The following is a 13,534-nucleotide window of genomic DNA, read 5'->3' on the forward strand; positions in this document are numbered from 1 at the left end:
GTTTAGAACAGCGTCAGCTGCTGCGAGAAAGGATTTTGGTATTTTGATTTCGTACCGGACAGGATGATATTGCGGAAATTCTGCTCGTCAATGAAACGGTTAAAGACATTGGTACCTTCAAACGACACGAAATACTTCGCACGGTTCACCGCCACGCCCATCTTCTTAAGGTTTTCAAGTGTAAGTTTCTGGAATTTTCTTGCCATCAGAATCTTTCCGGTAGATTTGGTTCCGATGCCCGGCACGCGCAGGATCATTTCTTTCGGCGCCATATTGATGTTCACCGGGAATCTCTCGCGGTTTCTGAGTGCCCAGGCCAGTTTCGGATCGATCTCAAGATCCAGGAATGGATTTGAAGGCTCCACGATCTCATTGGCTTCAAAACCATAAAACCTCATCAGCCAGTCAGCCTGATATAATCGGTTTTCGCGCTGCATCGGTACCTGTGAATGGATTGACGGCAGGCGGCTGTCTTCTAAAACCGGAACATAGCCGGAATAGTACACGCGCTTCAAATTAAAATTCTGATAAAAATGGTCGGCAACTTTAATGATTTTCAGGTCAGTTTCATTGGTTGCGCCCACAATCATCTGCGTTGACTGACCTGCGGGCGCGAACTTCGGTACTTTTCGGAAAATTTTCTTTTCCTCTTTGTACAGGATGAGCTCGTTTTTCACCAAACTCATTGGCTTGATCATTTCCGAATGCGATTTGTCCGGCGCAAGCAGTTTCAAACCCTGCTCGGTCGGAATTTCGATATTGATGGAGAGCCTGTCTGCATAAAGTCCGGCCTCTTTCATCAGTTCATCACTCGCACCGGGGATTGATTTGAGATGGATATAGCCATTGAAATTGTGCTCAAGCCTCAGTTTTTTAGCCACACGAACCAGCCTTTCCATCGTCGTATCGGAATCTTTAAAAATACCCGAACTCAAAAAAAGACCTTCAATATAATTTCTGCGGTAAAAATTGATCGTCAGCTCCACCACTTCCTCTACAGTGAAAGCTGCGCGTTTTACGTCGTTGGTTTTGCGCGAGACACAATAAGCACAATCGAAAATGCAGTGATTGGTCAACAGAATCTTGAGCAGCGACACGCACCGGCCGTCTTCGGTATAGGTATGGCAAATTCCGGACGCTTGGCTGTTGCCGAGACCGCCTTTGTTTTTACGAGAACCGCCACTCGATGAGCAGGATACGTCGTATTTTGCAGCATCGGCGAGGATTTCAAGCTTCTCCTGAATGCGGTCGAAATTCATTAGATTATGTTAAATTCAAAATACAAAAATAGTAAAATAATTTTCAATCATGATCGATTTGAGTATAAAATAACACCATTTAAATAATTAAATTTTTCAAGTCAAAAACCTAAAAAATTAATCCCAGTCACTCATATACTCAAGTGTTTTCATGCCTCCACTCAACAATTAAACCGTCGAACTCTCCCGCGATATCCACACACTCACATTTCCCGCCGGCACCGGGAAATTTGCCCAGCCGTTTTCATCTAATAAAACAGCTTCCGGAAACCAGTCCATTAAATCAATAAATTCATGTCCTGCATAACGTTCACCCATCTCCATTGAGATTTCGCCCGCATCACTGTTGCTCATCGTCACCGCGCAGCCTGAATGTATATCATTTCCTTCACGAACCCAACCAATGCAGTTGGCATCCTGGAAATAATCGTGCTGCGCGCCGTACGCAAAATGTTTTCGGGCCTTCAGCAACTCCTCGATCTTTGCGACTTTATCTAAAAATATTTCCTGGTCGTTGCCTTCTTTATCTTTATCAATGTAATGCGCACCGAAAAGATCCGGATAAAAAATGCACGGGTAACCATCTTGCCGCAAAAGGATCAGCGCGTAGGCGAGCGGTTTAAACCAGGATTCCACCGGCGCTTCCAGAGCCTGCAGCGGTTGCGTGTCGTGATTGTCAACAACGGTGACAGACAAAAGCGGATTGACCTGCGTGAGCGTATCATCAAAAATGGTCCGAAGATCATATGCTGCACCTGAATTGGAAGCCTGATGAAAATTTTGTTGCAGCGAAGAATCAAAAAGGCTCATGCAACCTTCGGTAGCAGCGATGTATTTTTGAAGCAGATCCAGCGCGCCCGGTGCCCAGTATTCACCTACCGCAAAAATATTCTTACCTGTGTTTTCGCGCAGAATGTGCAGCCATTCTTTGTAAAATTCAGGCGACTGGTGTTTCACCGCATCAAGCCGAACACCGTCAAAGGAAACCTGGTCATGATACCACTTCGCCCACGCGTTCAGCTCGGCACGTACAAACGGATTGCGGTGCTCAATATCATTGTACATCAGATAATCATAGTTTCCCTTTTCATCATCAATGAGTTCTTCCCAGCCATCACCATGCTCATGAATGATCTGAAAAATTCCTTCTTCCCCACCTTCCGCATAATCAACACCTGAGAAACAGGTGAAATTCCATTCAAATTCTGAATATTTTCCGTTTCTACCCGGGAAAGTAAATTTCGTGTAGCTTTCGATCTCAAAGGGTTCGGAAATATTTTCCTGGCGGTTTTCGGGATTGACCCTGATTGCATGGAATCGCTCCTTCTCGTCGCCGCCGGCTTTGTGATTGAGCACAATATCGGCGATGACCGAGACTCCTTTTTCCTGTAAGTTCCGGCACGCCGCGAGATACTGTTCGCGCGAACCGTATTTGGTGTTTACGGTGCCTTTTTGGTCAAATTCACCCAAATCATAGAGGTCATAGGGATCGTAACCATTTGAAAAACCGCCGCCCGCTGCTTTATACGCCGGTGGCATCCAAACTGCGGTGATGCCGAGTTCTGCAAGGTAATCTGTGTTGTTTTTGATCTCTTCATACAGTTGTGATCCTCCATCCGAATACCAATGGAAAAACTGAATCATCGTAGCGTTCGTCATTGTTTTGAAAATGAAACCCAAGGTAACAAAATTCGACCCAAAGTTCAGGGCACGAAAAAAGCCGCGCGGTGCGGCTTTGTATATTTAAATAATTTAGGATGAAAACACGCCTGTTGTGGCCAAATTTTCAAATTTAAATTAATTATTTGCGTGCGGTAAGGTTAAGTTCAAGATCTACATCCTGGGAGATCATCCAGTCTTTCGGGTCACCTTCAGTACCGTAAGTCAAGCCCCAATCCTGTCTGTTGATGGTGAATTTAGAAACGATATTCAGGCCGTCTACAGCTACATCCACTTTCGCCGGGAAGCTTACGTTCACCGTTTTGTCTTTGATGGTCATGTTTCCGCTAACCAGTTTGTTGGCACCTTCAGTTTTAGAAGCCGTTCCTGCCGGAAGATCTTCCACTTTCGTAATGTCAAATTTCACAGAGGGATATTTTTCAGTATCGAAAAAATCTGCACTTTTTAGGTGGGCATCAAGGTCTGCTGAAGTTTTACCGTCGCTCATTGCAGGATCTACTGCTGCAGGATCGGTTGTAAGGGAGTTGATATCAGAAACCAGTGATCCTGAAACCAGGTTACCATCCTGAACCGAAAACGTTCCGGAAGTGGAAGTGGTTCCGAACCGTGGGTTCAAACCGCCTTTGTGATATGCCGTCCATTTTACAGTGCTGGCTGCAGAATCTATGCTTAATGTTTCACCTGCCTGCGCAGCCACTGCCTGCTCACCTGCTACAGTAGCTGTGTCAGATTTAGATTCAGAACATGCTGCCAACATAAATACGGATAGCGCAAGGATTGATAATTTTTTCATTTTTTTAAACTGTTTAATAATTTTAAGCGGCAAAAATACCGTGATTGAACTGTAAACGCCTTGACGTATGTTAAGAAATGGTTTTGGTAAGACGTTTTGCGGGTGATAACATTACCGGGAACAGATTTCGGCTCAAGTTCCGTGGGAATCTTTCATCCGCGCCGCTACTTTATTTGAATTTTCATCGCGAGACGCCTGCAGTTCTTTAATGATATTATCAAAATCGGCCTCTTTCCGGTTCTGTGAAAGTTTCGATGCGATGTGGATTTCGGTTGGGTAAATATTGATGCCGAAAGCGCCTTTCATCTCCTGGCGGATATTTTCCTCACCGATTTTTTCAGGAAAGACCGGACATTTCTGTTTCTGTTCGTATTTGTGCGTGAGTTTGTACAGATGATTGTAAAGTTCATCATCGGTCATTAGCCTGATTTTTCCCCGTACCTGCACAGCTTCATAATTCCACGTGGAAACATTGATATGATCGTACCACGAGGACGAGATATAGGCATTCGCGCCCAGAAAATCACAAAGCACCTCATCGCCGTCCTCCAACACATGAGCCTGCAGATTACCTTTTGAAACATGGGTTTCGAGAAAAAAATCCGGCTCAGATCCGTTAAGAATGAACATAGAATGCGTCGCCCAGAGTTTTTCCTTGTTGGAAATTAAAAGCGCAAACGCATTTTCAGTGATGATTTCTTTCATCAGCTGCCGGTCTTCGCTTTTATAGATTTTCGGGATGTACATTCTGTGCTATTTGCAGATGGCTTCAGAGATCTTAAGCAGTTCAGCGTCAGTGTTGCCGAGCGAAACCGCTTTTTTAAAATCTTCGCAGGCGCTTTTCAGGTCACCTTTTGTGAGGACGATTTTCCCTCTTTGAAAAAAAGCATTCGGATCCTGCGCCACCTCGAGGTATTTGTTTAAATCTGCCACGGCCGAATCGGGTTTTCGCAATGTATTGTAAAGCATCGCCCTGTTGTAGTAATTTCCGGCGTACGAATCGGGATCAGTTTTGATCGCTATATTCAAATCTTTCAGCGCCAGTTCATTTTTACCCGTCATACTGTATGCGAATGAACGCAATGAATAAAGCTTAGCCTCGCTGTAGCCTAATTTTTCGGCCATGCTGAAGTCTGTCACCGCCGTCTCATAGTTCTGCATCATATTGTAGGATAATCCACGCGCAAAATAAGCCTCGGCCCGCGCCGGATTTTGGTTGATTGACTTTGTAAACAGTTCCAAAGCCTGCTCAAACCGTTGGTTCGACATCTCGGTCTTTCCCTGCTCCAGATATTTTAAATCTTTCTGTGACGCGCAGGAAACGAGCACAAACAATAAAATTAAAGCTAAAACTTGCTTCATACGTTTAGAAATGTTTTAAAACAGTGTATCAGGTCTTTTCGGAACAGTAATATTTAAATGTTTATAGGCTTTTTCGGTGACCTCACGGCCGCGCGGCGTTCGGATGATAAAGCCTTCCTGGATCAGGAATGGTTCGTACACCTCTTCCAGCGTTTCAGGATTTTCGCCGATCGAAGTAGCCAGCGCCGAAATTCCGACCGGTTTCCCCCGGAAATTTTCGATCATCACGCGCATGATCTTATTATCCATATCGTCAAGGCCGAATTCATCGACATTCAAAGAATTCAATGCAAATTTGGTGATGCCGATCTCTATTTCTCCGTTGCCTTTTATTTCAGCAAAATCACGGACCCTTCTCAGCAAAGCGTTTGCAATTCTGGGTGTACCGCGGCTTCGGCGCGCAATCTCGAGGGCGGCATCTTCGTAGATTTTCACTCCCAAAACACGGGCACTTCGCTCGATGATCATGCCGAGAAGTTCGACTGTATAATATTCTAATCTGGATTGTATCCCGAATCTCGCGAGCATCGGTTTGGTGAGCATCCCCGAACGCGTGGTGGCGCCAACTAAAGTAAAAGGATTCAAACCAATCTGAACAGAACGCGCATTCGGGCCGGTCTCCAGCAAAATGTCGATCTTGTAATCTTCCATCGCCGAATAGAGATATTCTTCCACAATAGGCGAAAGCCGGTGAATCTCATCGATAAAAAGCACGTCGTTTTCTTCCAGATTGGTGAGCAAACCCGCTAGGCTTCCCGGCTTGTCGAGAACCGGACCCGACGTTATCTTGCAGCCCACACCCAGCTCATTCGCGATGATATTGGCTAAAGTGGTCTTTCCCAATCCCGGCGGACCGTGCAGCAACACATGATCCAGCGCGCCACCGCGGTTTTTTGCCGCCGCCACGAAAACTTCAAGATTATCCAAAGTCTTGCGCTGACCCGCAAAATCCTGAAAACTCTGCGGCCGAATCTTCTCCTCCTGCATCAGCTCGTCATCCGTGAAATTATCCTTGTCTGGACGTAAAAAATCGGGCATTTATTTAAATTTAGTCAAAGATAGAAATTTTGGAAAGGAAAATTTAAGGCAGATACCGAAACTAAAGCAGCAATATTTGAACGCACGAAATTGTTCATGCCGGCTTCGGCATTGCGGTTTCTAAATTCGTAAATTTGCGCAGATATGCTTTCAACACCTCAAAAACAAAGAATCGCTTTGTCAGCGTACTTTTTGTTATCCGGAATCTGCTTTTCTTCATGGGCCTCAAGAATTCCGACACTTAAAACGAATTACAATCTCTCTGAAGAAGAGCTGGGAAACCTGCTGATGATCATGCCGGCCAGCGCCATTATCGGCATTCCGCTTTCGGGCTGGCTTGTCGCGAAATTTGACACCAGAACTCCGTTGCAGATTGCGAGTGTAGCCTTCCTGATTTCACTTTTTTCATTGAGCTGGAATCTCTCGATCTTCGGCATTGCCATCGCACTCGTGCTTTTTTCTGTTGCTTTACGGATTATTAATATTGCCATCAACACGCAGTCGCTTGCGATTCAGGAAAAATTTGAAAAGAAAATCGTGGGTTCATTTCACGGTCTCTGGAGCATCGGCGGTATTTTGGGCGTGCTTTTCTCAACGGTAATGCTTAAATATAACATCTCCATTTATTGGCATTTTCTCTCAGTAGCGCTTTTTGGCTGTCTGATTATCGTCACAATGTTTCCTTTTCTCATTAAAAATGACAGGGCAAAAGTGGGCACGAAATTTAAACTCGGAAAACCCTCAAGATACATTACACTTTTAGGTTTAATGGTCTTTTTTGCGGCCATTTGCGAGGGCGGAATGTACGACTGGAATGGCGTATATCTGAAAGAAGTGGTCAAACAGGACGTCTTCACGTATGGTTATTTACTTTTAATGATCTGCATGACGGTTTCGAGGCTGACCATCGATAAACTGATGGAACGTTTCGGGATGCAGAAACTGTACATCACGGGCTCGCTGATGGTCATGCTGGGCGTGCTGATCGCCGTGGTTTTCCCTACGCTTTATCCGGTACTGCTCGGTTTCTGCATGATTGGTTTCGGAGTGTCGGGACTTTATCCGATGACCTTTATTCTGGCGGGGAAATCGAAAAAATACTCGATAGCCATCGTGATGTCGATCATCAGCACCTACTCTACCGTGGGCATGTTTCTGGGGCCGCCGCTTATCGGCTATCTGGCGCACGCATTTGGTTTACAGAAAGCATTTATCACGTTTATAATCGCGGGTTTTATGTTCATTCCACTTTCGAAAATGGTTTTCAGCCATTTGAAAAAATCCGTTTAAATTAGCATTCAAATCTTATAGTAAGAATTCAAATTAAAAATTCACATGAAATTAATCGGTCCGTTCCAACAGATCATCACTTTAGCCAATCTTCCGTTACGTGGAAAACTAGTCGATGAGCAGCTGGAGATCATTAAAAACGGAGGAATTCTTCTCGAAAACGGAATTATTCAAAAAGTTCAGGATTTTAATGATTTAAAAGCAGAATTCCCTGAGGCTGACATTGACAAAATTGAAGGTGAACAGGTTTGTCTACCTGCATTTACCGATTGCCACACGCACATCGTTTTCGGCGGAAACCGTGCGAATGATTTCGCGATGCGGAACGCCGGCAAAACCTATCTTGAAATCGCCGAAAGCGGCGGCGGAATCTGGAGTTCTGTGCAGCACACACGAAACGCGTCCGAACAAGAGCTTTTGAAAACTACTTTAGAAAGAATCAATACACTTATTTCTCAGGGAATTACAACGGTTGAGATCAAATCCGGTTATGGTTTGGATGTGGAAAATGAGCTTAAAATGCTGCGCGTCATCAAAAAAGCACAGACTTTTACAAAAGCGACATTAGTTCCGACCTGTCTTTCTGCGCATCTGAAACCGCGCGATTTTGAAGGCACTTCTGAAGAATATCTCAATTATATTCTCGAAGAGATTTTACCTAAAGTTAAAGCTGAAAAACTCGCTGAAAGAGTGGATATTTTCATCGAAAAATCTGCGTTTCTGCCTGAAGAAAGCAGGAATTTTCTGCTAAGAGCCAAAGAAATGGATTTTGAGATCACTGTTCACGCAGATCAGTTTACGTCCGGAAGTTCTAGAATTGCGGTCGAAGTCGGTGCTAGATCTGCCGACCATCTTGAAGCGACGGTTGATGCAGATATCGAATTTTTGGCAAAATCTGACACCGTGGCGGTTGCACTTCCGGGCGCAAGTCTGGGTCTGGGCGAAAAGTTCACTCCGGCTAGAAAAATCCTTGATGCAAACGGAATTCTCGCTATCGCAAGCGACTGGAATCCGGGCTCGGCGCCAATGGGAAATTTGGTCACACAAGCTTCAATCTTAGCCACATTTGAAAAACTTTCAACCGCTGAAGTTTTGGCGGGAATTACGTTCCGGTCGGCTTTCGCATTGAATCTGGAAGACCGGGGAAGACTCGAAAAAGGAAAAAAAGCCGATTTTGTCACTTTTAAAACCGACAATTTCCAGAACGTGCTGTATCAGCAGGGAAGCCTCAGAGCGTCGCACGTCTACATCGGCGGCGAAAAGATTCACTAAAAATATTTATCTTTAAAACCATAAATTTTAATCTTAATGAGCAACTTAGATATGTGGGAAGTTTTCATCCAGACAAAACCCGGATTATCCCACAAACACGCGGGAACGGTGCAGGCACCGACCGCCGAAATGGCGCTTCAGGCCGCGCGCGACGTCTACACGAGAAGAATGGAAGGCACATCAATTTGGGTTGTACCCAGCAAATATCTGGTGACTTCTGAAGGTGTGGATAAAGAAGCATTCTTCGATCCGGCCGACGATAAACTGTACCGCCACCCTACTTTTTACCAGATCCCGAACGATGTGAAAAACATGTAGATAAGACTGGTAGAACCAGGATCCAAGAGTCAGGAAACAGGACTTCTCCCCCGTTGTTAATTCTTGGATCTTGACTCTCGGCTCTTGATTCTTGACTCTCGGTTCTCGGTTCTTGCCTCTCGGCTCCTGACTCCTGACTCCTGACTCTTGGCTCTTGACTCTTGGTTCTTGGCTCTTGCCTCTCGGCTCTTGGCTCTTGACTCTCGGCTCTTGGCTCTTGGCTCTTGGCTCTTGGCTCTTAAAATAAAAAAAATGAATCCACTATTTAATTATATCTTAAAACTTGCCGATGACACCCTGATTTTCGGGCAAAGACTGGGCGAACTTACCGGCCAGGGTCCGTATCTGGAAGAAGACATCGCGCTTACCAATATCGCGCTTGATTATCTAGGGCAAAGCAATAATCTCTACAAATACGCAGCGCAGATTCAGGATCAAGGGAAAACCGAAGACGATCTCGCTTTCCTTAGGCTTGAAAAAGAATATCTGAACTGTCAGCTGGCCGAACTTCCGAACGGAGATTATGCCAACACGCTTCTCAAAGTCTATTTCTTCGCTGTTTACCAGAAGATTCTGTACACAGAACTGATGAAGAGTAGCGATGAACAGCTTGCCGCGATCGCGGAAAAATCTTTAAAAGAAGTAAACTATCATTATACACACACTTCCACGTGGATTAAAATGTTCGCCGGCGGAACCGAAGAAAGCAAGTCACGGGTGAAAAACGCGGTGGATAACCTTTGGGAGTATACGGGCGGAATGTTTGCCGAAACTCCGGGCGAAAGCGAATTGGCAGCGCTTGATGTAGTTCCTGCTGCCGGTTTTCTAAAAGATATCTGGCATCAGGTCATCAGAGAAGATTTCGGAAACTTTGGCATTGAAACTCCAGAGAGCCAGTTTATGCAGAAAGGCTCGAGAACAGGTTACCACACCGAATATTTCGGCTACATTTTGTGTGAACTGCAGTATATGCAGCGGACATATCCTAATTGCGTGTGGTAAACCAATGTGCTAATTTGAAAACTGAACCTCCTAAAAACTTTCAAAACCAGGCCAATAGCCACATTTTCAAATTTCCAAATTTTCAAATTACCACATTTCCAAATTTTCAAATTTTCAAATTAACCAATGCAGGACTTACTCGGCCTTTTATCCCAAATTCCTGATCCCGAGATCCCGGTCATCAATATCGTTGAGCTTGGGATCGTACGCGAGGCGAAAATGGTTGCTGAAAACGAGGCTGAAATCGTGATTACGCCTACGTATTCGGCCTGTCCGGCAATGTTTAATATTGAAGAAGACATTATTAAACTATTTAAGGAAAACGGAATTACAGCGAAAGTCATCACTAAAATCGCTCCGGTTTGGACCACCGACTGGATCACCGATGAAGCCCGCGAAAAACTGCGCGTTTACGGAATTACGCCACCTGAAAAAGGAAATCACGCTGATCATTTGAATATTGCAAAAAAATGTCCGCGCTGCGGCTCAGAAAACACAAAACAGATCAGCCGCTTCGGTTCTACACTCTGCAAAGCCAGCTACCAGTGCAACGATTGCCTCGAGCCTTTTGATTATTTTAAATGTCATTAGGAAATGGGGAAATTTGAGAATTTGAAAATGAAATGAGTCCGAAATTTTAAAATGCAGATGAACTTAAAAACCCGATAATTTCTTTATCCGGCGTATATTTTTATCTTTGTTAAAAGCACCTTTTTAAAGTTTTAAATCAAATCTTTTTTGAATTAACTCATTTCCAAATTAACCCATTTTTCAAATTTTCAAATTCACCCGCCCATGTATACCCAAATCGACATTGAACTGCATCTTGACGGCCGACTTCAGATCGCCTACCTCAACCAGCCCGAAACCTTTAACAGCCTCAACAAAACGCTGCTTTCGGAGCTGCGCACTTTCGTGAAAGAGAGCAGCAAAAACCCTGAGGTGCGGTGCATCGCCATTTCGGGTCGCGGTAAAGCCTTCTGTTCCGGACAAAACCTTAAAGAAGCGCTTTCACTGGGCGATACAAAAGAAGAACGCGTGATACAGCGAATGGTGATCGATTATTACAATCCGTTGGTCAAAGAAATCGCATCCTGCCGAAAGCCTGTGGTTTCGTTGGTGAACGGTCCTGCGGTGGGCGCCGGCGCCATGCTGGCCCTGATCTGCGACATCACGCTGGCCACAGAATCTTCATATTTTTCACAGGCGTTTGTAAATATTGGGCTCATTCCCGACACGGGCGGAACCTATTGGCTCCCGAAGATCATGTCGCGGCAGCAGGCCAATTATCTGGCTTTTACAGGAAAGAAAATTCCGGCTTCAGAAGCTAAAAGCATGGGCTTTATTGCAGATGTTTTTAAAGACGAAAATTTTGCAGCTGAATCGATGGAGGTACTCACTACGCTTTCAAACCTGCCAACAAAAGCCATTTCATTAACAAAAAAAGCTTTTAATGAGTCGTATGACAATACGCTGAAGCAGCAGCTTGACGTTGAAGGAATCCTGCAGCAGGAAGCGGCCGAATCTGAAGATTTCATAGAAGGCGTGACGGCGTTTTTAGCGAAAAGAAAACCGAATTATCGCGGGAAATAGACTAAAAGATGCAAGAATCAAGTACAAACATGGGTGAGGAATCTCAAATCTCAAATCTCAAATCTCAGATCACAAAAGTTGGAATTATCGGCTCCGGCACCATGGGAATCGGCATTGCACAGGTTGCGGCCACCGCCGGTTGCGAAGTTTTTCTTTACGATGCAAACAGTGCACAAACCGAAAAATCTTTGGTAAATCTACAGACAACGCTGGATAAACTGGTTGCGAAAGATAAAATTTCAGCGCAGAAAAGTCAGGAAATCTTCGGAAATATAAGGTCGTGCACGGAACTTTCAGGTTTTAAAGACTGCAATCTGGTCATTGAAGCCATCATCGAGAATAAGGAAATTAAAACAAAAGTCTTTCAGCAATTAGAAGAAATTGTATCAGAGGATTGTATTATTTCAAGTAACACTTCTTCGATTTCAATCACGTCACTTCAGGCCGAACTCAAAAATCCCGGGCGTTTTATCGGCATCCATTTTTTCAATCCTGCACCGCTGATGCCTTTGGTGGAAGTGATTCCGGGACTTTTGACCAAAGACAATTTAGCTCAGGAGATCTATGCTTTAATGGAAAGTTGGAGCAAAACACCGGTGATTGCCAAAGACGTTCCCGGATTCATCGTGAACCGTATTGCGAGGCCGTTTTATGGCGAAGCTTTAAGGATTGTTGAAGAAAATATCGCCACGCCGGAACAGGTTGATGACGCGATGCGCTCTTTGGGCAATTTCAAAATGGGTCCTTTTGAGCTGATGGACCTTATTGGAATCGACGTTAATTTTTCGGTCACCAAAACTGTTTATCAGGATTATTTTTACGACCCTAAATACAAACCAAGCCTGCTGCAGCAACGGATGAACGAGGCGAAACTGCTCGGAAGGAAGACCGGAAAAGGGTTTTATGATTATTCTGCGCAGAGCCGGGAGCCAAGCGTCAGGAGCCAGGAGCCGGGAGCCGAGAGCCAAGAGCCAGGAGCCAGGATTCAAGATCTCAAAGATGATAAGCTTTACGAAGAAATATTTTTAAGAATCATTTCGATGCTCATCAACGAAGCGGTGGAAGCCAAAAGACTCGGCATTGCAAGTGACGAAGACCTCGAAATGGCGATGCAGAAAGGCGTGAACTATCCGAAAGGATTATTGGCGTGGGGAAAAGAAATCGGCTTTGAAACCGTCTCCACGACTTTACAGGATCTTTACAGCGAATATCAGGAGGAACGCTACCGGCAAAGCCCGCTGCTTAGAAAATTAATTTGAAAATGAGGAAATTTGAAAATTTGAAAATTAAAAATAGGCACCGCTCAGTATAGACACCTTTGTAGAACGGCGCGGCGGCAAATCCTCAAATCCTCGCAATCCCAAATCCTGAAATTATCGCATCTTCAAATCCTCAAATTCTCAAATCAACTCATTCTCAAATCAACACATTTTCAAATTTTCAAATCCTCAAATCCTCAAATCCTCAAATCAACTCATTCTCCAATCCTCAAATAAAAATATGTCGCCACACGAACTCGCCCAATACATGCTCGATCAGGATCACTTTTCGCAATGGATGGGCATCCGACTCATCGAAGTCCGCGAAAAATACTGCCGCATCGAAATGCCGGTAAAACAGGAAATGATCAACGGTTTAAGAACTGTTCACGGGGGCATAACGTTTTCACTGGCAGATTCAGCACTCGCATTTTCAAGCAATAACACGAATGACGCTTCAGTAGCTTTGCACTGCGCGATGAATTTTACGAAAGCGGTGAAAATGGGTGATACATTAACTGCAGAATCTATTTTAATTTCCGATACCCGAAAAACCGGGGTTTATGATATTTCAATCCGTAACCAAAATGATATTCTGGTAGCTAGTTTTCGCGGCACGGTCTATAAAATTGATAAGAAAGTGACTGACTTATAACTCAAAATGTTTA

14 protein-coding genes are annotated in these 13,534 nt (G+C 44.5%); 8 read left to right on the top strand and 6 right to left on the bottom strand.

Annotation, left to right across the window (positions count from 1 at the left end):
• Positions 1-2 precede the first annotated feature (2 nt).
• The 6 genes from H9628_RS00615 to ruvB all read right to left on the bottom strand — a co-directional run bounded on the left by H9628_RS00615 (position 3) and on the right by ruvB (position 6,132).
• On the bottom strand, positions 3-1,259 hold the full coding sequence (locus H9628_RS00615; protein WP_251832181.1) for a putative DNA modification/repair radical SAM protein: 1,257 nt from the start codon (positions 1,257-1,259) through the stop codon (positions 3-5).
• Positions 1,260-1,427: 168 nt separating this feature from the next.
• Complete coding sequence (locus tag H9628_RS00620; RefSeq protein ID WP_251832182.1) at positions 1,428-2,918, bottom strand: alpha-amylase; 1,491 nt, start codon at positions 2,916-2,918, stop codon at positions 1,428-1,430.
• Positions 2,919-3,060: 142 nt separating this feature from the next.
• Positions 3,061-3,732: a YceI family protein gene (locus tag H9628_RS00625; RefSeq protein WP_251832183.1), complete on the bottom strand. Its 672-nt coding sequence runs from the start codon at positions 3,730-3,732 to the stop codon at positions 3,061-3,063.
• A gap of 132 nt (positions 3,733-3,864) precedes the next feature.
• Entirely contained in the window at positions 3,865-4,479 is a 615-nt protein-coding gene (locus tag H9628_RS00630) for an FMN-binding negative transcriptional regulator (protein ID WP_251832184.1), read from the bottom strand.
• A gap of 6 nt (positions 4,480-4,485) precedes the next feature.
• Positions 4,486-5,094: a tetratricopeptide repeat protein gene (locus H9628_RS00635; protein WP_251832185.1), complete on the bottom strand. Its 609-nt coding sequence runs from the start codon at positions 5,092-5,094 to the stop codon at positions 4,486-4,488.
• Between the two features lie 15 nt (positions 5,095-5,109).
• Entirely contained in the window at positions 5,110-6,132 is a 1,023-nt protein-coding gene (ruvB, locus tag H9628_RS00640; RefSeq protein ID WP_251832186.1) for a Holliday junction branch migration DNA helicase RuvB, read from the bottom strand.
• Positions 6,133-6,276: 144 nt separating this feature from the next.
• Between ruvB and H9628_RS00645 the strand changes: the two genes are divergently transcribed.
• The 8 genes from H9628_RS00645 (at position 6,277) to H9628_RS00680 (ending at position 13,521) form a co-directional block, all read left to right on the top strand.
• Positions 6,277-7,422: an MFS transporter gene (locus H9628_RS00645; RefSeq protein WP_251832187.1), complete on the top strand. Its 1,146-nt coding sequence runs from the start codon at positions 6,277-6,279 to the stop codon at positions 7,420-7,422.
• A 45-nt stretch (positions 7,423-7,467) separates the two neighbouring features.
• Positions 7,468-8,694, top strand: coding sequence for an imidazolonepropionase (gene hutI / locus H9628_RS00650; RefSeq protein ID WP_251832188.1), 1,227 nt, complete (start codon positions 7,468-7,470; stop codon positions 8,692-8,694).
• A 36-nt stretch (positions 8,695-8,730) separates the two neighbouring features.
• Entirely contained in the window at positions 8,731-9,012 is a 282-nt protein-coding gene (paaB, locus tag H9628_RS00655; protein ID WP_251832189.1) for a 1,2-phenylacetyl-CoA epoxidase subunit PaaB, read from the top strand.
• A 252-nt stretch (positions 9,013-9,264) separates the two neighbouring features.
• Positions 9,265-10,014 carry a 1,2-phenylacetyl-CoA epoxidase subunit PaaC gene (gene paaC / locus H9628_RS00660; protein ID WP_251832190.1) on the top strand — a complete coding sequence of 250 codons (750 nt, stop codon included), beginning with the start codon at positions 9,265-9,267 and terminating at the stop codon, positions 10,012-10,014.
• A 126-nt stretch (positions 10,015-10,140) separates the two neighbouring features.
• Complete coding sequence (paaD, locus tag H9628_RS00665) at positions 10,141-10,605, top strand: 1,2-phenylacetyl-CoA epoxidase subunit PaaD (protein ID WP_251832191.1); 465 nt, start codon at positions 10,141-10,143, stop codon at positions 10,603-10,605.
• A 204-nt stretch (positions 10,606-10,809) separates the two neighbouring features.
• Positions 10,810-11,607: an enoyl-CoA hydratase/isomerase family protein gene (locus H9628_RS00670; protein WP_251832192.1), complete on the top strand. Its 798-nt coding sequence runs from the start codon at positions 10,810-10,812 to the stop codon at positions 11,605-11,607.
• A 29-nt stretch (positions 11,608-11,636) separates the two neighbouring features.
• The gene (locus H9628_RS00675) at positions 11,637-12,866 is read left to right on the top strand and encodes a 3-hydroxyacyl-CoA dehydrogenase NAD-binding domain-containing protein (protein ID WP_251832904.1); all 1,230 of its coding nucleotides are present in this window, start codon (positions 11,637-11,639) and stop codon (positions 12,864-12,866) included.
• 241 nt (positions 12,867-13,107) lie between these two features.
• Positions 13,108-13,521, top strand: coding sequence for a PaaI family thioesterase (locus H9628_RS00680; RefSeq protein WP_251832193.1), 414 nt, complete (start codon positions 13,108-13,110; stop codon positions 13,519-13,521).
• The last annotated feature ends 13 nt before the right edge of the window (positions 13,522-13,534 follow it).

The organism is Kaistella pullorum, assembly GCF_014837035.1.
In the GTDB taxonomy this organism is placed as follows: Bacteria; Bacteroidota; Bacteroidia; order Flavobacteriales; family Weeksellaceae; genus Kaistella; species Kaistella rhinocerotis.

Coding starts and splice junctions, on each gene's coding strand:
- H9628_RS00615 (WP_251832181.1), bottom strand. CDS start 1,259: ATGAATTTCGACCGCATTCAGGAGAAGCTTGAAATCCTCGCCGATGCT.
- H9628_RS00620 (WP_251832182.1), bottom strand. CDS start 2,918: ATGACGAACGCTACGATGATTCAGTTTTTCCATTGGTATTCGGATGGA.
- H9628_RS00625 (WP_251832183.1), bottom strand. CDS start 3,732: ATGAAAAAATTATCAATCCTTGCGCTATCCGTATTTATGTTGGCAGCA.
- H9628_RS00630 (WP_251832184.1), bottom strand. CDS start 4,479: ATGTACATCCCGAAAATCTATAAAAGCGAAGACCGGCAGCTGATGAAA.
- H9628_RS00635 (WP_251832185.1), bottom strand. CDS start 5,094: ATGAAGCAAGTTTTAGCTTTAATTTTATTGTTTGTGCTCGTTTCCTGC.
- ruvB (WP_251832186.1), bottom strand. CDS start 6,132: ATGCCCGATTTTTTACGTCCAGACAAGGATAATTTCACGGATGACGAG.
- H9628_RS00645 (WP_251832187.1), top strand. CDS start 6,277: ATGCTTTCAACACCTCAAAAACAAAGAATCGCTTTGTCAGCGTACTTT.
- hutI (WP_251832188.1), top strand. CDS start 7,468: ATGAAATTAATCGGTCCGTTCCAACAGATCATCACTTTAGCCAATCTT.
- paaB (WP_251832189.1), top strand. CDS start 8,731: ATGAGCAACTTAGATATGTGGGAAGTTTTCATCCAGACAAAACCCGGA.
- paaC (WP_251832190.1), top strand. CDS start 9,265: ATGAATCCACTATTTAATTATATCTTAAAACTTGCCGATGACACCCTG.
- paaD (WP_251832191.1), top strand. CDS start 10,141: ATGCAGGACTTACTCGGCCTTTTATCCCAAATTCCTGATCCCGAGATC.
- H9628_RS00670 (WP_251832192.1), top strand. CDS start 10,810: ATGTATACCCAAATCGACATTGAACTGCATCTTGACGGCCGACTTCAG.
- H9628_RS00675 (WP_251832904.1), top strand. CDS start 11,637: ATGGGTGAGGAATCTCAAATCTCAAATCTCAAATCTCAGATCACAAAA.
- H9628_RS00680 (WP_251832193.1), top strand. CDS start 13,108: ATGTCGCCACACGAACTCGCCCAATACATGCTCGATCAGGATCACTTT.